Annotated in this window: 12 protein-coding genes, 1 tRNA gene and 1 riboswitch; of the genes, 7 read left to right on the top strand and 6 right to left on the bottom strand. The window is 36.0% G+C overall.

Annotated features, from left to right (window positions below; all coding sequences use genetic code 11):
• Positions 1–353: 353 nt before the first annotated feature.
• Positions 354–1,628, bottom strand: a complete 1,275-nt coding sequence (locus tag RVS70_RS01085; RefSeq protein ID WP_166530190.1) for an extracellular solute-binding protein — start codon at positions 1,626–1,628, stop codon at positions 354–356.
• Between the two features lie 359 nt (positions 1,629–1,987).
• Between RVS70_RS01085 and RVS70_RS01080 the strand changes: the two genes are divergently transcribed.
• The 6 genes from RVS70_RS01080 (at position 1,988) to RVS70_RS01055 (ending at position 10,407) form a co-directional block, all read left to right on the top strand.
• Positions 1,988–3,760 (top strand): glycoside hydrolase family 13 protein, encoded by a 1,773-nt coding sequence (locus RVS70_RS01080; RefSeq protein WP_121605717.1) that lies wholly within the window; start codon positions 1,988–1,990, stop codon positions 3,758–3,760.
• Between the two features lie 73 nt (positions 3,761–3,833).
• A riboswitch (SAM riboswitch) is annotated at positions 3,834–3,950 on the top strand.
• A gap of 94 nt (positions 3,951–4,044) precedes the next feature.
• Positions 4,045–4,206, top strand: coding sequence for a YezD family protein (locus RVS70_RS01075; RefSeq protein ID WP_080668636.1), 162 nt, complete (start codon positions 4,045–4,047; stop codon positions 4,204–4,206).
• A gap of 226 nt (positions 4,207–4,432) precedes the next feature.
• Positions 4,433–6,283 carry a bifunctional homocysteine S-methyltransferase/methylenetetrahydrofolate reductase gene (locus tag RVS70_RS01070; RefSeq protein ID WP_121605718.1) on the top strand — a complete coding sequence of 617 codons (1,851 nt, stop codon included), beginning with the start codon at positions 4,433–4,435 and terminating at the stop codon, positions 6,281–6,283.
• Positions 6,284–6,312: 29 nt separating this feature from the next.
• Positions 6,313–8,610: a 5-methyltetrahydropteroyltriglutamate--homocysteine S-methyltransferase gene (metE, locus tag RVS70_RS01065; RefSeq protein ID WP_321132402.1), complete on the top strand. Its 2,298-nt coding sequence runs from the start codon at positions 6,313–6,315 to the stop codon at positions 8,608–8,610.
• A 630-nt stretch (positions 8,611–9,240) separates the two neighbouring features.
• A tRNA-Thr gene (locus RVS70_RS01060) sits at positions 9,241–9,313 on the top strand.
• A gap of 593 nt (positions 9,314–9,906) precedes the next feature.
• A complete protein-coding gene (locus RVS70_RS01055; protein ID WP_205388839.1) occupies positions 9,907–10,407 on the top strand; it encodes a hypothetical protein in 501 nt (166 codons plus the stop codon).
• A 222-nt stretch (positions 10,408–10,629) separates the two neighbouring features.
• Here RVS70_RS01055 and argH read toward each other — a convergent pair whose 3' ends face one another.
• The 5 genes from argH to RVS70_RS01030 are packed head-to-tail and all read right to left on the bottom strand — an operon-like array spanning position 10,630 to position 17,155.
• Entirely contained in the window at positions 10,630–12,036 is a 1,407-nt protein-coding gene (gene argH, locus RVS70_RS01050) for an argininosuccinate lyase (RefSeq protein ID WP_321132401.1), read from the bottom strand.
• Positions 12,037–12,064: 28 nt separating this feature from the next.
• The gene (locus tag RVS70_RS01045) at positions 12,065–13,750 is read right to left on the bottom strand and encodes an ABC transporter permease (RefSeq protein WP_026680404.1); all 1,686 of its coding nucleotides are present in this window, start codon (positions 13,748–13,750) and stop codon (positions 12,065–12,067) included.
• A gap of 4 nt (positions 13,751–13,754) precedes the next feature.
• Entirely contained in the window at positions 13,755–14,852 is a 1,098-nt protein-coding gene (locus RVS70_RS01040) for an ABC transporter ATP-binding protein (RefSeq protein ID WP_026680405.1), read from the bottom strand.
• Positions 14,853–14,882: 30 nt separating this feature from the next.
• Positions 14,883–15,974 (bottom strand): extracellular solute-binding protein, encoded by a 1,092-nt coding sequence (locus RVS70_RS01035; protein ID WP_321132400.1) that lies wholly within the window; start codon positions 15,972–15,974, stop codon positions 14,883–14,885.
• Between the two features lie 5 nt (positions 15,975–15,979).
• Positions 15,980–17,155, bottom strand: coding sequence for an ROK family transcriptional regulator (locus RVS70_RS01030; protein WP_026680407.1), 1,176 nt, complete (start codon positions 17,153–17,155; stop codon positions 15,980–15,982).
• A 498-nt stretch (positions 17,156–17,653) separates the two neighbouring features.
• On the opposite strand from RVS70_RS01030, the gene RVS70_RS01025 reads away from it, so the two are divergent.
• Positions 17,654–20,155 (top strand): PIG-L family deacetylase, encoded by a 2,502-nt coding sequence (locus tag RVS70_RS01025; protein WP_205388842.1) that lies wholly within the window; start codon positions 17,654–17,656, stop codon positions 20,153–20,155.
• Positions 20,156–20,797 lie beyond the last annotated feature (642 nt).

The raw sequence follows: 20,797 nt of genomic DNA, 5'->3' as shown, positions 1-20,797 counted from the left end.
ACAACGAAGCTCTTCGAAAACACTTCGCTTTGTGCGGACAACTGATGAGACTTCTCAAGCTAATACATTGTGATGCCTTTCTTACCGTGGAAGTCTACGTATGTTTCAGAAGCTGGCGTGGTTTATCCCGCATATAACTGGCAGTAAGTCCCTTACTTCAAGCAATAATGTGAAACCAATATGGATTAAGTGGGAAATCAACTGCCAGTAAATGTCCGATTGGTTCTAGGGCCTTTAGGTCGTACCCTTGTGGTACTAACCATCAGTGGGGGATACACAAAACCCTTACTGATTAAATTTTCCCTTTATTGTTCGTTTTTAGTCCATTTTTGTTATGTCCCAGCGTCTTGTGCCTAATTTGCTCCAGATGCGTCTATCTGCCCCTGAATCGTTTCAACGGCTTCATCCAAGACATCTTTCACTGGTTCCCCTTTAGAGATAAAATTTAATGCATCATTAATTGGGTCCCAAACTTGCTGCATAGCAGGAACACTTGGCATAGGTTCACCATACTGCGTTTGTTCCGCAAATGCTGAAAAGATCGAATCATCCGCAATTACTGGATCTTCCATCGCATCATCACGAGCAGGAATCTCTCCAGCAACATCGTAATAAATCATCGAATTTTCATAGTTGGTAATATAAGCCATTAAGTGCTCTGCCCACTCCTTATTCTCGGAATAATAAGACAACATATAGGATTTAACTCCTACAAATGACTTCGGATTTTCTCCATTCTCTAAAACAGGTAATGGAGCTGCACCCAGGTCATCACCTAAAGCTTCCGAGTATTCTCGTACCATCCAAGGTCCATTGATAACAGTTGAAACTTTTCCTTCTTGGAATAAACCATTCATAATATCTGGAGTCAGATCTTGAGGAATATAGTTATTATCAAACCATTTTTGTACAAGTTCCCCTCCTTTTACAGATCCTTCATTAGCTAATCCAATATCTGAAATATCATAGTTACCAGCTTCATTCCTAAAAACATATGCTCCATTTCCAGAAAAGAAAGGATAAACAAAATAGAAGTTAGCTGCTTCCATTAAGAATCCAAATTCATCACTACTTGTATCTGTATCTCTCTCCGCAATTGACATAATATCTTGCATTGTTTCCGGTGTCTGTTCTACTAACGATTTATTATAGAACATTGCATACGTCTCAATGACGGCAGGATATCCCCAATAGTTATCTTCATACTGTACAGCTTGTAAAGCGGTATCGGTGTAATCGCTTTCTTTATTTCCGAAATTGACTGGTTCTACTAATCCCCTAAGTACTAAATCACCAATTCTATCATGTGGTTGAAAAATGATATCAGGTCCGTTCCCAGCAGGTCCTTCCACGTCCAGTTTTTCAACCTGCTCCAACATATCCACTGGAACCATGTCTACTTTAATACCTGTTTCTTCCGTATAATTTTTCGTAATTTGCTTAACTGCTTCTTGTTGTTTTTCCTCTGCATTCACCCAAAGTTTCAGAGAATCTGGTTTTTCCGGCATTTCATTCTCTGCGGCTTTCCCATCGTTGCTAGAGTCTTCCTTTGGTTGATCTGGTCCACAAGCGACTAGAATCCCAGCCACTACTACCAATACAAATAAATAAATGAAGCTTTTTTTCACCCTGTACTCCTCCTAAATTTATTAATTTGAAAGATTGCATTTTTAATGAAAACGTTTGCGCAATCTTTGTATATTAATTATACAGATTCTCTTTAAAAACACAACTGAAATTTAGAAACTTCATATTATTTACTCTTCTAATAATATAGCGCTTACATTATTAAATAAATAATGTTAAGATAATCGATAAAGTGAATCTTCAACCTGTTGGGGTTTTGTTTATCCCCCGCTTCCCTATATTGTTTTCATTTTATTGGTTGAAGTGTGGTCTTATCGTCAGTTATATATGGGATAAACATTCCTTAAATTTTCGTCTTATTTTTAAAATAGCGCAAACGATTGTACAAAGGAGGAGAAAAATGCACAAAGAAGCTATCTATCACCGACCAAAAAATAATTTCGCCTATGCATATGACTGTGATACATTACATATTTTCTTGCAAACAAAAAAGAGTGATATACAATCCATTGATCTTATCCATGGTGATCCTTATGATTGGATAGATGGTCAATGGCAGACAACCATAAAACCGATGGAAAAATCAGGCTCTACTCATTTCCATGATTTTTGGTTTACACAAGTAAAACCTACATTCCGAAGAATGCGTTATGCTTTCATTTGTTCTGACGATGAAGAATCCTATATTTACAGTGAGGGAGGATTTTTTACACATCCTCCTAAAGACATAGCTCATTATTTTTGTTTTCCATACTTGAACAAAACAGATGTTTTCAACCCACCTGACTGGGTTAAGAAAACAATATGGTACCAGATATTCCCTGAACGTTTTGCAAATGATAATGAGAAATTAAATCCTAAGGGAAGTTTACCTTGGAATTCAACCTGCCCTAGCCCCACTAATTTTTTTGGAGGAGATTTCCAAGGAATAATTAACCACCTTGACTATTTAGAAGCATTAGGAATTAATGGAATATACTTGACACCGATTTTTAAAGCGCACTCAAATCATAAGTACGATACGATAGATTACATGGAAATTGATCCACAATTTGGAGACAAGAAGCTGTTTCGTGAATTGGTTAAAAAATGTCATCAGCGTGGAATAAAAATAATGCTCGATGCTGTCTTTAATCATAGTGGATTTTACTTTCCTCCGTTCCAGGATGTACTAGAAAAACAGGAGCAATCAAGTTATACGGATTGGTTTCATATAAAAGATTTTCCTATCCGTACGGAACCAGTACCAAATTACGATACGTTTGCTTTTGTATCGACAATGCCCAAATTAAATACAGAAAACGCTGCAGTACGAAATTATTTATTACAAGTGGCTCGTTATTGGATTAAGGAATTCGACATTGATGGCTGGCGCTTAGACGTTGCTAATGAAATTGACCATTCTTTCTGGAGAGACTTCCGTCGTACAGTTAAAGAGGCCAAACCAGATGCCTATATTTTAGGTGAGATTTGGCATGATTCAATGCCTTGGCTACATGGAGACCAATTTGATGCAGTTATGAATTATCCATTTACAAACAGTGTCATTGATTTTTTTGGCAAAAATGAAATAAAAGCATCTGACTTTACAGCGTCAATTTCAACATTACTGCATATGTACCCACGAAATATTAATGAAGTAGCCTTTAATCTCTTGGATAGTCATGACACGCCTCGCGTGTTAACATTAGCAAATGGTAATGTAGAAAAAGTAAAATTAATGTATTTATTTCAACTATCATTTGCGGGAACACCCTGCATTTATTACGGTGATGAAATTGGCATGCAAGGTGGTGAAGATCCTGGATGTCGCTCATGTATGGAATGGAACACCAACAGGCAAAATCTTGAACTATTTCAATTCATTCAAACACTCATCACATTGCGAAAAACAGATCCCCTTTTTGGCAATTATGGTAATTTCAGATTTATTTATGATGATAATGAAGCAAATCTTATTTGCTATGAAAAAAGGAATATAAATAGGCGCCTAGTTTTTATTTTACACGCAGGAAAAATGAAAACAAAGCTTAGCATCCATTCTATCATGGACGAGACTAAATCTATTAGTGAATGGTTCCTATCAAAACAAGGAATGATCAGGAAAGCATTGGATTCTAAAACCGATCCATTAATAATACAGCCACTTAGCTATCGTATTTTTGAAATGTAATAATTTTTTAAAATTTTCTCTTGACAGTCTATTTACTTTCTAAGATAATGAGTACAATCAAAACTTCATAATTTACCTATCGAGAGTCAGGGGAGGAAACTGGTCCATTGATCCTGCGGCAACCATACTCATTCAAAAAGAGTAATACGGTGCTAAATCCAGCAAACGAAAGTTGTTTGAAAGATGGGAACTGTAATGTATAAGCCAATCAAACCTCTTTCAATCTGAAAAGAGGTTTTTATTTTTTTCTCTAACTATTTTGGTGATTTAAAAGGAGGGATCAGATGGCACAGATCGATGATACGAAAATAAACGATATTATTTCAGCAATTCAAAGGGTCGAGTTTGGATCATTAGTAATTACGGTTCATGAAGGAGAGGTTACACAAATTGACACAACGGAGAAAAAACGCTATCCATTAAAACCAAAAGTAAAGAGAAAGTGATAGGAAAATAATTCTTTCACTTCTTTCATTATTACTCCACTTTGTTCGTATGTTGCGCTTATTGGAACACCAATGGCCATATTTGCAAAGTCGAAGTAAAGCTACTTAAATAACTTTCGCTTATGCTGATTAGACGACTAAAGGCACCCACTTGAAGAAGAATATATTCTTCGTATTAGTAGGGTGTCTTTTTTTAAATAAAAATTGGAAAGGAGTGTGATGAGAGATGGATTTATTAACTGAATTAGATAGAAGAATCCTTATTGGTGATGGTGCAATGGGGTCTTTACTTTATTCCTATGGAGTGGATCACTGCTTTGAAGAATTAAATCTTACATTAGAAGAACAAATTGCACAAATTCACCAAGCATATATTCATGCTGGTGCTGATTTAATTCAAACAAATACGTATGGTGCCAATTATATTAAGCTCGCCAGATATGGATTAGAGGATCAAGTAAAAAAAATCAATACAGCCGCTATAAAAATAGCAAAGCAAACGGCTAGTGAGGATGTATTTGTGCTTGGAACGATTGGTGGTATACATGGTACACAAACACTTCAAGCCACGAATGATGAAATTAAGAGAAGCTTTAGAGAACAGTTATATTGTTTACTATTGGAGGGGGTAGACGGTCTAATCTTAGAAACCTACTACGATCTAGAAGAGTTGACAACTGTACTTGAAATAGCTAGAGAAGAGACAGCGCTACCAATTATAGCGAATGTATCCATGCATGAGGCAGGTATACTACAAAACGGCATCCCTTTACCAGAGGCATTACAACGGTTACAAAACACAGGAGCAGATATTGTCGGAATTAATTGCCGCTTAGGTCCATTTCATATGCTTGATTCTTTAAAGGAGGTCCCTTTACTAGAAAGGTCATTTCTTGCAGCTTATCCAAATGCTAGTCTTCCTGCATATCGTGACGGAAAACTTATCTATGAAAATGAGCCAGATTATTTTAAAAGCTGTGCCAAAGATTTTCGTAATGAAGGGGTAAGGCTTCTTGGAGGATGTTGTGGAACAACTCCCGCCCATATTCAAGCAATTGCAGAGGGCGTTAAAGATTTAGAGCCGTTACAGGAAAAAGAAGTAATTCCTAAAGCAGAACCGATTGAAATTCGTAATAGTCCAATAGATAAAGAGCCCCGCTTAATAGATATGGTAAAGCAAAGACATTCTATTATCGTTGAATTCGACGCACCGAAACACTTAGATACGGAGGAGTATTTGGAAGGGATTAGAGCTTTAGATAAAGCAGGTATTGATGCAATTACACTTGCTGACAATTCATTGGCAACACCTAGAATCAGCAATATAGCAATCGCTGCAAAAATCAAACAGGAAATCGGTATCAAACCACTCGTGCATTTAACTTGTAGAGATCGCAATTTAATCGGATTGCAATCACATCTAATGGGATTACATGCACTTGAGATCAATGAAATCCTAGCCATTACTGGAGACCCTACTAAAATAGGAGATTTCCCTGGGGCAACATCGGTTTTCGACCTAACATCACTTGACTTAATTAAACTCATAAAACAATTTAATCAAGGTTTGTCATTCTCTGGTAAATCACTTAGACAACCTACTAAGTTTCAAGTTGGTGCGGCCTTTAATCCCAATGTTGCAAGACTAGATAAAGCTGTTAAGAGAATGGAAAGAAAAATAGATCGAGGTGCTGATTACTTTCTAACACAACCAATATACAGTAAAGAAAAAATTATCGAGCTTGCCGAAGAAACACAGCATATAGATAAGCCAATATATGTAGGCATTATGCCATTGACATCAACCAAAAATGCAGAATTCCTGCACAATGAAGTACCAGGAATTAAAATGCCAGAAATTATTCGGCAACGAATGAAAAACGTAGCAGTAGATAAGCAACAGTCCATCAAGCAAGGAATTGAGATTGCAAAGGAATTGCTTGATACTGCGCTAACACATTTCCAAGGCATCTATTTAGTAACCCCATTTATGCGTTATGACATCAGTATACAATTAGTAAACTATATCCATAAATCTTTAGAGATAAACCATTCATCAATGATGAAACGAATATAACCAAAATACAAATTACAGGAGGAAAAAGAATGACATTTACTGCAATTAGCTCTAACTTAGGTTACCCAAGAATTGGAGAAAAAAGAGAATGGAAACGAGCGCTGGAAAGCTTTTGGAAGGAAGAAATTACAAAAGAACAATTAATTAAAGAAACAGATAAAATCAGGTTAAAAAATTTGAAAAAGCAACAGGAGCTTGGCATTGATCTAATACCAGTTGGTGACTTCTCTTTCTATGATCATGTGCTTGACACATCAGCAATGTTCGGTGTTATTCCAGAACGTTTTTCTTACAATGGTGGAAAGGTTGATTTAGAAACCTATTTTGCTATTGCCCGTGGAACTAAAGATGCTGTTGCTTCAGAAATCACCAAGTGGTTTAATACGAACTATCATTATATTGTTCCCGAATTGGAACATGCACAGCCTATACTAACAGAAAATCGTCCACTTGCTTTTTATAAGGAAGCAAAAGAAGAATTAGGTATCGACGGTAAACCTGTAATCTTAGGCCCAATCACATATTTAAGCTTAGCAAAGGGGTATAAAGAGGAAGAATTCGATGAATTACTGGATGTGTTTGTTCCATTGTATCTGCAAATATTGGAGGAATTAGAATCAGCAGGAGCTACATGGGTCCAGATAGACGAGCCTATCTTTGGAACCAAATTAGATGATGCAGTGATTCAAAAAGCAAAAAAAGTCTATACGCAATTCTGCGAAGCAGCACCAAAACTAAAACTCATTTTACAGACATACTTTGAACATGTGATCAATTATGAATCTATTATTGAATTCCCTGTTGCAGCAATCGGTCTTGACTTTGTTCATGGTGATAGCTTACAACTAATTAAGCAGTTTGGTTTTCCTAAAGATAAAGTATTAGCTGCTGGTATTATTAATGGTCGAAACGTTTGGCAAGAAAACATAGCAGATAAGCTTTCTATTATTGAAGAAATAAAATCAATTACGACTATTCAAGATATTATTTTACAGCCTTCCTCTTCCTTATTACATGTACCGGTAACGAAAAAGCTAGAAGTGGATTTAAATCCAGATATAAAAGCTGGCTTATCCTTTGCTGACGAAAAGCTTGAAGACATTACTACACTTACAAAGGGCTGCAACGATGGAGAGCATAGTATTGCCACTAAAATAAAAACGAACCAAGAACAGCTTGCGCGCTTTAATAGTTCAGCATTGCGAACAAATGACCAAGTTAGAAAAGAGCTTCAGAGCCTAGATACTTCCGATGCAAAGCGGCCATTACCGTTCAATCAGAGGATTAAAAAGCAGCAACACGAATTAAAACTTCCATTATTACCAACGACGACAATTGGGAGCTTACCACAAACCCCAGTAGTAAGAAAAACAAGAACAAAGTGGCGCAAAGGGGAAATATCTAATGAAAAATACGAGCAATTTATAAAAGATAACATCGATAAATGGATTACTATTCAAGAGGAGCTTGAGCTTGACGTTCTAGTTCATGGCGAGTTTGAACGAACTGACATGGTTGAATACTTTGGTGAAAAACTAAATGGTTTTGAGGTCACAGCATTTGGTTGGGTGCAATCGTACGGTTCCCGTTGTGTAAAACCACCTTTGATTTTTGGTGATGTATCCTTTAATAAGGCAATGACAGTTAAGGAAAGTGTATATGCACAATCGTTAACAGAAAAGCCAGTGAAAGGAATGCTAACTGGACCTGTCACTATTTTAAATTGGTCCTTTGTCCATGATGACGCTCCACGTTTTACGATACAAAACCAGATAGCTCTGGCACTGCGAAAAGAGCTTGAAGCACTTGAAGAAAATGGTATTCAAATTATTCAAGTAGATGAGCCTGCCTTACGTGAAGGGTTACCGTTAGATGAAAGGAAATGGGAAGATTATTTAGAAGCAGCAGTTTATGCTTTCGGCTTAGCAACTTCAGCTGTGAAAGATAGCACACAAATTCATACGCATATGTGCTATTCAGAATTCCATGATATCTATGAAACCATTGATGCATTAGATGCAGATGTCATTTCTATTGAAACATCAAGAAGTCATGGGGAGATGGTAACTACGTTTGAAGAGAATACGTACGAAAAAGAAATTGGACTCGGTGTATATGATATACATAGTCCCCGAATACCTGCAAAGTCGGAGATTATACAGAATATTAATCGTGCATTACAGACCATTCCTCCAAAGCAATTCTGGATAAATCCCGACTGTGGATTAAAAACAAGAAATGAGGAAGAGACCATTGGAGCCTTAAAAATAATGGTTGAGGCTGCTGCCGATATACGAAATGAGCATTTAAGTTACCAAAAGAACTAATTTACATGAAGGAATTGGAATAAAAGTAATGAAGAAACAACAAAAGCGAACAATCGAATTAATTATTGTTCGTTTTTTGATCAAAATACATTCATCTAGTACCTGAAATATGCGAGACTCTCCTTGAAAATGAAGAACGCTTTTTCTGCTTGCGATGTATCGCTACCGGAGCCTTCCTTATCCAGTGGGAACACCCAATCCGTGGGAGTTTTGTTATCTCCGCGGATGGTTAGTACCACAAGGGTATGACCCAAAGGCCTTGGAACCAATCGGACTTTTACTGGCAGTCGATCCGATACTTATCCATATTGGTTTCACTTATTGCTTGAAGTGGGGGTATTACTGCTAGTCATATGAGATGAAAAGATTATTCGTATTTTGAGTAAAGAAGTTGTGTTTTGTCCCAGCCCCATTAAAAATTTCTCCCTATAATTGAATATGTTTTTCTCATAGTTAAAAATCATTAATCAGATTATTAATCGTAAACATCACTCTATTCCTTTACATGTTTTATAGTTCTTATCGATAGGTAAGTCCAGTAAAGTTTTTTCTGGTTAAAGGAAAAAACATAGGATAAGCAAGAGACTTGAAGAAAAATAGAAATGGTAGTATCATATTCATTATGAATTTGCTGGTGTAGCACAGCTGGTAGTGCACTTCACTCGTAATGAAGGGGTCGGAGGTTCGAATCCTCTCACCAGCATCAGATATAAATATGGATATAATGCGATTCTTGAGATTATCAGGAATCGTTTTTTTTATACTTTTAAGTAATTCATTACATTTGAAGGAAAAACTAAAAATATATTGAATTAAATTCTTGTTCCATTAAATCAACCTTTTACATAGTTCTTGTTGCCATTCCATATCACAGTTACTATTAGAAATTGGTTTTTTTCGAGGTTTTCCAGCTTCTACGACTTTCTCCATGTGCATCCAAACATATTGATGACGAAAATAATCAAAAAGGAATGAACAGAAAATGAATGAGATTTAATATTTATAGAAAAACCTGCAGAAGTAAGAATATCAAGTGAAACTTCAATCAGTGGGGAGGGTTTATCAACCCACTGATTGTTAGGTGAACCAATCGGACATTTACTGGCAGTCGACCCCACTCTTTTCCATATTGGCCTTCACCTTATTGCTTGAAGTGGGGCTTACTGCCAGTTATATGCGGGATAAAAATCAAATTAGACGCCTTCATCAGTTTTAAAGTATGTATAATCTTACTAAAAATTATTACTGAAACGTTTTCTTTTTTTATACGTTATTAAATACAGGAGGCGATTTAAATTGAGAAAATTATTCTTTATTTTATGTCTGTTCATGTTTTTAGTGGGGTGTTCTAATGAACAAGAGGAGGCAGAAACAGCGAAGAAGAACAAAAGCCAAGAAAACTCCTCCTTTCAAGAACAACTAGAGAATTTAATGGATGAAAATGAATTTAAATATGAAGAAATAATTGACCTTGATATAATTGATGATTATATTTACAGTGTTACTGTCAATTTCAATGGAGGATTGGATTTAGCTATAATAAAAAATAATAATGGTACGTTAAAGTGGATTGCTGGATCTGGTGACGCTACCATTTTGCAATATGAAGATTCGAGATATGTATATCTTATAAAACCTGATGATCCTGAGGTGAAGCAAGTAAATGTGTTTGATGTGCCAGTTAAATCAGTAACCTATTACCATCAACAAACAGAAAGTTACACGAGAGAGATAAAATACTGGATAGCTTACACTGAAAAAGAACCAGCACCGTCTGTGGTTGAATACATTAAATAAAACACGTATTCTCGTACTATTCCCTTTATTTCCCAGACTATGAAAAAGAATAGGGCTTTTCCGAAGCTTTGGTGAAAAGGCATCAGTGAGCCCCTATTGTGGGTAAGCACCATGAGGCTCACCAGCCCGTCCACGGAAAGGGAGTATACATCCAGAGCAGCTTCGTCACACGAATCATCATTTTCAATTGTTCGTTTTTTTCTTCCTCATTTTCTTCTTCGCTTATCCGCTTTTATTTTTCCTTCTAGCGATCATTTCTGTAACCACATTCGGACTTGGTCCCCCTGTAATGCTCCTTCTTTCCACAAAACAAATAGGATCAACAATCATGTCCCAAGCCTCGTTAGTAAGTGTTACATCTTCAAGCCAATCATTCACTTGATCGACGGGGATTTCGTACAATTCTTTATCAAGGTTCAACGCTTTTTTTGCTATCTTACTCGCTTTCTGATGCGCTCTCCGAAAAGGAATTTGATAGTCACGAGCTAATACATCGGCTAATTCTGTTATAGTGATCATATGATTCTTAGCCTGTTGAATCGCCTTTTCTTGGTCAAAATCCATTGTTACGATAACCGCTCGCATTAATTTAAGAACTCGTAAAGCTTTTTGATAGCCTAGATATAGATGAGGTTGCAAATCATCCTCCGTATCATTAATATCTCCATAAGGCGTATTGTGAATCATATGAATAACAGTCATCCCCTCTCCAGCCGCACTACTAGCAATTGCACGTGAATGTTCCAACGAAACTGGATTTCTTTTTTGAGGCATAATACTGCTTATCTGCACATATGCATCTGACACTTTTAGCAATCCTACCTCTTTAGATGCCATTCTTAAAAACTCTTGAATCCACCTACCACAATTCGTCATTAGACTAATTAAAGCTTGTGCCGACTCCATTAAATAATCGCCTGTACCAATGGCATCATAAGAGTTCTCAATTAATCCATCAAAGTGCAGAAGCTCCATCACCCGTTCTCGATTAATTGGAAAACCAGTGGTCGTTATAGCCGCTGCTCCCATCGGAGACTGATTAACTGTTCGATATGCTTGTTCTAATCTTTTAATATCTCTTTGAAGATTATCGTATATCGCCAGTAAATAATGCCCAAAAGTAGTGGGCTGGGCAGGTTGCGTATGTGTGTGTGCAGGCATAATTGAATTTACATGTAACTCTGCTTGATATAATAATGCTTCCGCTAATTTTTTTGCTGCCTCGATTGACTGATTAATATAATCTCTAATGACAATACGATACATCGCCTCTCCCATATCGTTTCTACTTTTTGCGATATGCATTTTACCAGCCAATTCCTCTCCAACTATCTCTCCAATTTTTGATTCAACTAGAAAAAATAAATCTTCGTAAAGAATCGAATATTCTATTTCATCCTTATTGATCGACTCCACTTTTGCTATTCCATCTAGTATACGATCAGCGTCATTTTCGCTAATGATCCCCTGTTCTTTTAGCATAATTGTGTGAGCTTTATGGATCATAAACATAGCATGAAATAAATATTTTTTTTGGTCATCAAAAACAGGCTTTAGTAATTCTGTTATATATGTTTTTCCGGGGAAGCCAACACCTTCATCCATTTCAAATTGCTTTACAAAATCCATATTCATACACCTCTATATTTCAGTAAATTTACAATGTATTCTCTGTTTTCACACCGAGAAATTTATATGAAATAAACATCACGATTGCAATTAGTCCAACCTGAATCATTCCGTAGGCAGATGCCTGTCCTATATTGAACATCCTTAATTGATTCATAATTTCTATTGAAATTGGTCGATTATCTAGTGTATATAACAGGACTGAAGTAGGAAATTCTCCAACTGCCTGTACAAAAGCCAACAATGTACCACTAAGTACGCCTGGCATAATAATAGGTATGACAACACGTCTAAATGTATAGAACCATTTGGCTCCAAGATTTTGAGCAGCTTCTTCTATAGAGTCATCCATTTGTTCTAAAACAGCAGTTGTTGATCGAACAACCAATGGAATAAATCGTACAAAATAAGCTAATGGTAAGATCCAAAACGTGCCAACTAAAATTTTTCCAAATGAAAAAGCTGAAGGTTCGTTAAATGCAAGAATTAAATTCATCCCCACAACTGTAGCGGGTAATGCCCATGGAATCATAACTAATATATCCAAAAGATTCTTTCCAATAAATTTACGTTTAACCAATGCATATGAAGTTATGATTCCAAATACGAATACACCTAAGCATGCCAAAAGAGACATCACCATACTGTTTCTAACTGGATCCCATATATTTGGATCCTCAAATAACAGGATGAAATTTTCTAAACTGAATGCTGTTGGGTACGTTTGCCATGTCCAAGCTCCCTCTGGCACGAGCGATAAAATAAGTAAAGTAGCATGTGGCAACAGTAAAACGATCATTGCCAGAATCCCTAAACTTACCATGCACCATTTTAATATATGGTTACTTACTTCACTTCGGTGAGCTCCTATCCCTTTACTAGCCATTCGATAGTCTTTCCTATCTTGATACCAGCGCATAAATAGCAAGAATGATATGGAGACAACTGACAAAATAACCGATTGAGTAGCAGCCATTTCGAGGTCCCCATTGATTTTAGAAAAGTATATTTGCAAGCTTAGAACTCGAAAGCCGCCTGCCAGAAGAAATGGGGCACTGAATGACGCCATTGAAACCATAAATACCAATAATGAAGCTGCTACTAAACCTGGTGTTAACAATGGAAATGTAACTTTCCAAAAAACTTTAAACTTATTTGAACCAAGATTATACGCGGCTTCCTCCAAAGAAGGATCGATATTGTTTAACGCTGACGATGTCGTCATATAAAAGTATGGATACATCGTATAAGCGTGTACGATCAAGATTCCAGTTATTCCGCCAATGCTAAATGGAACCTCTGATAGATTTAGTACATCTTTAATAGCATTTGGAACAAGTCCTGCTTCTCCATATAAATACATAAATGCCATTACCCCAACAAGAGAAGGAAGTACTATTGGCATTATTGCAATATTAGAGAAAAATTGGCGTCCAGGAAAATCATACCTATTAAATATATAAGCCAAGGGGATTCCTATTAATGCACTTAAAAGTACAGATAAAAGTGAAATGTAGACAGAATTCCATAATGCTTCAAAATTTGCAGCAGATTTTTCTCCAAAAAAATCCGAATAGTTTTCTAATGAGAAAACACCATTTTTCTTAAAACTTTCAAGTAGTGTCTCAATTGAAGGATAGAGGACATACCCAATTAAAACTAAAATAACCGGTATTAATAAAAGTAATGTTTTCCTTTTTTCAGCGTTTAGCATTTCATCACATCCTAGCCTTTGGGATCACTCTTATTTGATCGGCGGGAAGCTTTACATTTACCTTTGATCCATTGGTTAGATATGTACTTGGACCTTCATTTAAATCCGTTGCCCGAATAATTGCATCGCTACTTAGCTTAATATAAGTGTGTACAGAGGCACCTGTAAATTGTACAAGTATTACTTCACCTTTAAATACGTTTTCCCCTGTTAGTGACGCTTTATCTATCTGTACGGATTCGGGACGAATCGACATTAAAAGCTGATCATTACGGTTGTATTCGGCTATGTTTACCTCTGTTGCCTGAACTTGAATGTCTGCATCCAATTGTTCACAGTGATAAATTTTCTCATTATTTTTTTCCTCTTTAAAAGCTATAGGTATTAAATTCGTTTCACCAATAAACTCCGCTACAAAATCATTAACTGGCTGATTATAAATCTCTGTAGGGGTTCCTACTTGTTGACATTTTCCCATGTTAAAAACTGCAATTCTATCACTCATCGTTAATGCTTCTGCCTGATCATGGGTAACATAGATTGTTGTTATGCCATAATCCCTTTGCAGACGTAGGATTTCATTTCTCATTTCATCTCGTAATCTAGCATCTAGATTACTTAATGGTTCATCCAGTAAAAGAATGTCAGGTTCGATGACTAAAGCTCGTGCCAATGCAACACGCTGCTGCTGTCCCCCACTCAGTTGACTTACTTGCCGATCCATATACTGATCAAGTCTAACTTTTTTGAGTATGTCCTCCACACGCTTTTTAGTCTGAGATTTAGTTATTTTTCTGACCTTTAATCCAAAGGCAACATTCTCAAAAACTGTCATATGGGGAAACAAGGCATAGTTTTGAAAAACCATGCCTGTATTTCTTTTTTCAGGGGGGACAGTAGTCATATCTTTATCATTAAATGTTACTTTTCCTTTCGTTGGATAATAGAACCCCGCTATCATTCGTAACGTTGTTGTCTTTCCACAGCCACTAGGACCAAGAAATGTAAAAAATTCCCCTTCCTTAATTAGGATGTCCAACTCTTCTACTGCTGTAACATCACCGAATTGCTTTGTAATTGCAGATAAATTCACTGTTGACATGCACAACAACCCCCTTTGACATTATTCCAATCATTCTTCGCTTAAATCTTTTTCTGCATTTTTGATATTGTTGTCCCAATACTCCATCCATTCACTTTGTTTTTCCTGAAACAGTGACCAGTCAATTTCCATCGGATTAATCTCCGTTTCAGTAATCCATTCCGGTAAATCTTCTACATCTTCTCTTGTCGGAATTCTGTAATATGTCTCAGCAAGCAGTTTAGCAGCTTCCTTTGTATTCACAAATTCGTAAAATGCTTCAGCCGCTTTAGGATGCGGTGCATCTTTTATGATTGCTATCCCCTCTGTCAGAACTGGTGTACCGCTTTCTGGAATAACATAGTCAAACGGGTAGCCTTTCTCTTCAGCAAGCATAACAGTATCGGGCATATTCCAGACCGACAAATTCCCAACGCCCTTAGCTACCTGATTGTACATAATCTCCGGATTTGCGGAGTATTCTTTTGTATTTTCATCTAACTTACGTAGCCATTCATAACCTTCATCAGGGCTTTCCGTATCTTTATACGTTCTGTATATCATCGATGAGTAAATTGTCCGCATCGTACCAGAAGCTAATGGATAACGAATAATGAGTTCATCCTCCCATTTAGGATCAAGTAAATCGTCCCAATCTTTAGGTGCTTCCTCTGCGGAGATTTCTTTCGAATTATATAAGATAACTTCTGGTGTAATGGAGGTTCCGGACCAAGTCCAGTCTTCATCATGATACATTTCATCCAAGACATCTGCATAAGAAGGCTTATACTCAGCAAGTAATCCCTCATCCTTAGCCTGATCAAAATTCACCTGTGGTGCTCCCCACCAGACATCTGCTTGGGTATTATTCTTTTCAGACCTTACTCGATCCAGAATTTCCTGTGATCCCATATCTAAGAATTCCATTTCAATTCCGTATTCCTCTTCAAACTGTGCTTCAAATTCACTTAATATATCTTTTCCATGAGGAGAATAAACAACTACCTTTTCTTCTAGGTCACTACCAGATTCGTTTTTGGACTTTCCTCCTGACTCTTCAGAGCCACCAGCAAGACATCCAGAAAGGATACCTATCACTATTACTACTAAAAAAAATAAATAACCTCGTTTTAATAGACGCACTAAAATTACCCCTCTCCCTTAATTGTTAACATGCTGTCATGCTCCTTTAAAAACAATGCAACTGCCCCAACAACCCCTGCTTCTTTTCCAAGAATTGATTTTACAACATCACATTTTTCAGGTGTGAACCGATCAATAATAGGCTGCATCTTATTAATTATTAATGAATACGATTCACTTACACCACCTCCTAAAACAATCATTTCTGGATCAAATAAAGAGATATAATTCGCTATACCAATCCCAAGATTTTCTATTGCAGTTTCAATTATTTCTACTGCTTGTTTATTATTTTTTTCATACAGTTTAAAAGCTTCTTTTGCTGTTAATGTCTTCTTTAATTTTTTCGATAATTGACTCCCTATAGAAGAACCACTGGAAACGCTTTCTAAATATCCATAACCTTCATAAACTGGATAATATTGCTGCGCATGTTCCTTATCAGTAACCATATAACCAATCTCTCCAGCACTATAATTACTACCTCGATATAATTGATTATTTATAATTAATCCACTACCGATCCCTGTACCGATTGCTATGTAGATAAGATTTGAACGAGTACTTCCAATACCCTTCCAATGTTCCCCTAACACACTAATATTAACGTCATTATCAATATAAATGGGGAAATTAAATTTGCTGTTTAACTCCTTTTTTATAGGGAAATTAATCCACCTTAAAGCAGGAGCTTCCTTTACTATTCCTTTTTCTACATGTACTACTCCTGGTATACCTACACCCATACCAAGTATCTTTGAGTTATCAATATTTAATTTCTCTTTTTGTTCCTCCACATGCTTTTTTATCTGCTCAAATAAATTTTTTTCTAAATAAACTTGGGTAGGAAACTCGCTAAAGGAAATCATAGATCCATTTAAATCTGTAATGCCTATCGCTACCTTTGTACCACCAATATCAACTCCGATAATATAAGCTTTATGAGGATTAAACTTTAAATTAACTGGTTTTCTTCCTCCACTCGAAGAAGCTTCTCCACTACCAGTTTCCAAAATCCAGCCCTCTTTTAAAAGCTGATCCACTACAGCAGAAACTGTCGGTTTACTTAACGAGAGTTGCTTTGAAATTGTTGCACGGCTTACCGTTTCATTTTCTTTAATGTAATTGATTATTAGCCTTCGATTCATCTGCTTCATATAGGATGGATTACCTTTGTGCATTATATAAGCTCCTTATACTGATATTCCTTGCATTTTAGTTAGTAAAGTTTACTTACTAATCTAACAACTTTAATTATTATAAATGAAAGCCTTATCATTGTAAAGATAAAATAATTAAAAAATTCATATAAAGTAAAACTTCAATCAGTTGGGGATATTAAACCTACACTGATTGTTAGTACCACAAGGGTATGACCTAAAGGCCTTTGAACCAATCGGACATTTACTGGCAGTTGATCCTACACTTTCCAACATTAGTTTTTACTTTATTGCTTGAGTTGAGGTCTTACTGCCATTTATATGTGGGAAAAATAAAATTTTGCAACTATTTCCCTACTCATTTTAAATAAATAGATATTTTGGAATATTTACATTAATTCAAATTATGTTATCTTGTTGTTGTAGTTTACATCAGGTTAGTTAGTAAAATTTACTAACCTACATTATTTTAAAGGAGGGCAGTGTGTTTTAATCCATTTTTTGAAAGGGGTTTCATACATGAGAAGAATTATTGCTAATTTACTTGTTTTGCTATTAGTATTCAGCCTAACATCTATCAATGGGAGTGCAAAAGAAACAGATAAACAGCACGATAAAGAACTTTGGAATGTTGTTCATCCTTTGAGCACGACCGTTACTTTTTTAAATACAGGTGCTCACCCCGACGATGAACGAAGTGATTTTCTCGCCTATTTATCTAGGGGTTTAGGTGTTAAAACGACAAGTTTAATTGCTAACCGTGGAGAAGGGGGACAAAACGAAATAGGTGATGAACTTGGCAATGCGCTTGGAATCATTCGCTCTAATGAAATGATCGAATCTGCAAAAATTACTGATGTAAAAGCTTTTCATTTAAGCAGGACCACTTCTGACACTATTTATGATTTTGGATTTTCTAAATCACCAGAAGAAACGCTAGACAAATGGGGAGAGAATGTAACCTATGAAAGACTCATTCGATTTATTCGAACCCAACAGCCAGATATTGTTATGCCTTCTTTTCGAAATGTTGATAGTCAACATGGACACCATCGAGCAATAAGTCTTCTAACTGAAAGAGCATTTGAAGATGCAGCAAACCCTAATGTTTACCCAGAACAACTAGAAAATGGTTTATCTACTTGGCAGATTAAAAAAATGTATCTACCTGCTGCGTCAAAAGATACAGCATCTACTTCCATTGAAATTGGTGATTATGATCCTATATATGAAATGACGTATCCACAATTAGGAGAAGCGTCTCGATATATGCACAAGAGCCAAGGTATGGGAAACGATATTCCAGCGGAACCACGGCAAATACATTTAGAGTTAATCAAATCTGTAGAAGATAACAATACCGAACTATTTGATGGGATAGCATATGACTTTAATGATTGGGCAAAACGAATATCTAAAAAGAATATAAGCAATCATTTAAAAAAATTACAAAACGACTTAGATTCGATTATTCAAGAATATCCAAACAGAGAATCCATTTTCGTAAAGTCACAGCAATTACTGAAAACTGTTGAACGAATCATAAATAAAACAAAACGTACAGAATTTGATACATCAATGAAGCGTGATCTGCTTCATAAACTCGAACTTAAAAAGGAACAGTTACAAAAAGTTATTTTTACAGCTTCAAACTTACAAATTAAAACCCGTGCAGCATCATCTATCGTTACACAGGGTGAGCAATCATCTATTACAATGGAACTTACAAACAAAGGAAAGAAAACACTCAAAAAAATAAATGCTGATCTACTTCTACCTAAAGATTGGGTAAACGTAAATTCAAAGCAGATAAAGTCATTAAAACCAAATGAATCAAAAACTATTATTTTTGACTATGAAGTACCAAAAAACGCAGGGTATTTTCAACCTTATGAGGAACCTATTATCAAAACAAAGGTTTCAATGAATGGAAAAGGTACGAAAGCTACAGCTATCGAAGAGCTTCCAGAAACGTTGGCCATTTTACCAGAACTTAGTGTCACTACGAATCCAACAAATATAGTGGTAAATACAGCTGACGTTCAAGACAAAATACCTGTTACGATCACTGTTAAAAATTATAGCTCTGGAAAAAGAAAAGGTAGCGTCTCATTAAATCTTCCTAAGGGATGGAATAGTGAACCAAAGCAGAGCAACATTTCATTCGAAGAACGATATGATGAAAAAGAGGTGACATTCAATCTAATTCCCCCTTCTAAAATAGAAGAAGGCAGTCTATCTATTGAGGCAAAAGTTAATTCAAGTGGAAAAACCTATCAAACAGCGGTACAAGAAATTCAATATGATCATATAAAAGATTCCTATTACCAATATCCTTCAATGATTAACGCGGAAGCTTTTAAATTATTAAAACCAGACAACTTAAAAATCGGCTATATTGAAAGTGGTTTTGATAAAGTAGCCGATTATTTAATAGAGACTGGATTTGATGTTACAACGTTAAAAGAAGAAGATCTATCATCCGGAGATCTTTCACAATTTGATACCATTATTACAGGTATAAGAGCGAATTTATCTCGAACAGACTTAGTGACCAATAATCAACGTTTGCTTCAATATGTTGAAGATGGCGGTCACCTCGTTGTCCAATATCACAAACCGGGCGATAACTGGGACACTCAAAATAGCGCACCTTACCAATTAAAAATCGGAAGTCCATCTATCGAATGGCGTGTAACGGATGAAAATGCTGTTGTGAACATATTGAAGCCTGAGCACAAGTTATTTAATTACCCTAATACAATTACAGAAAATGATTGGCAAAACTGGGTGCAGGAAAGAGGATTATACTTCCCGATGAGCTGGGACAGCAACTTTGAAACCTTTGTTAGCATGTCTGATCCAAATGAAGATCCATTTACGAGCGGCATTTTAATGGCGGAATATGGCAAAGGGACTTATTTGTATACAAATCTTGTATTTTATCGACAAATAGATAACCAAGTCCCAGGCGGTTATAGAATATTTACGAATTTAATTAGCTACGGTGTGAATGAATAATATTAGCTGTTATAAACATAAGAAGATTAGTTGGTAAAGTCTGAACTGCTCCCTGTCAAGTAGACAGTGGAAATAATAAAAATGGATTTTATTTTTTACCTGTCTACCTTAAGGGGAGCATATCAGTCATCGACAGATGATTTTGCTCACTATTTTCCATTTAGAGTTATAGTGAGAGGTAAAAGAAATCTTGAATAAAGCTACGTGTTTTTCTTTACTGGGCGATGATATTCCAATATTAATAAAAAGATTATTCTATTTTAAATATAGAAATGATAGACTCTGCTATTATCTTACTTAATCATTGTTCACTCATCAAAGTCTTTCGTGACATAATAAGACATGGCACTGATCAGCTTTGGCGATTAATTGGATACCGTAGCATTCTTTTTTTGTATCCTATTCCTACGTTAGCCTTATAAAGCGACTTCAATCAGTTGGGAATTTTGTTTATCCCACCACTTACCAATATTGATCTCACTTTATTACTTGAAGTGAGGGTCTTATTGTACTGCCAATTATATGTTGAATAGACCATATTGATCAAGAAAATACCCTGATAATGTCTTTAACTACTAAAAGGTTTGCTAGAAAAGAAAAACGGAGCGAAATTCGCTCAGTCCTTATCACTAAATGCTCAGA

Origin of the sequence: Virgibacillus sp. M23, from assembly GCF_034190895.1 — a bacterium.
GTDB classification, from domain to species: Bacteria; Bacillota; Bacilli; order Bacillales; family Amphibacillaceae; genus Virgibacillus; species Virgibacillus salarius.
This window is presented reverse-complemented; position numbering and strand designations above follow the sequence as displayed.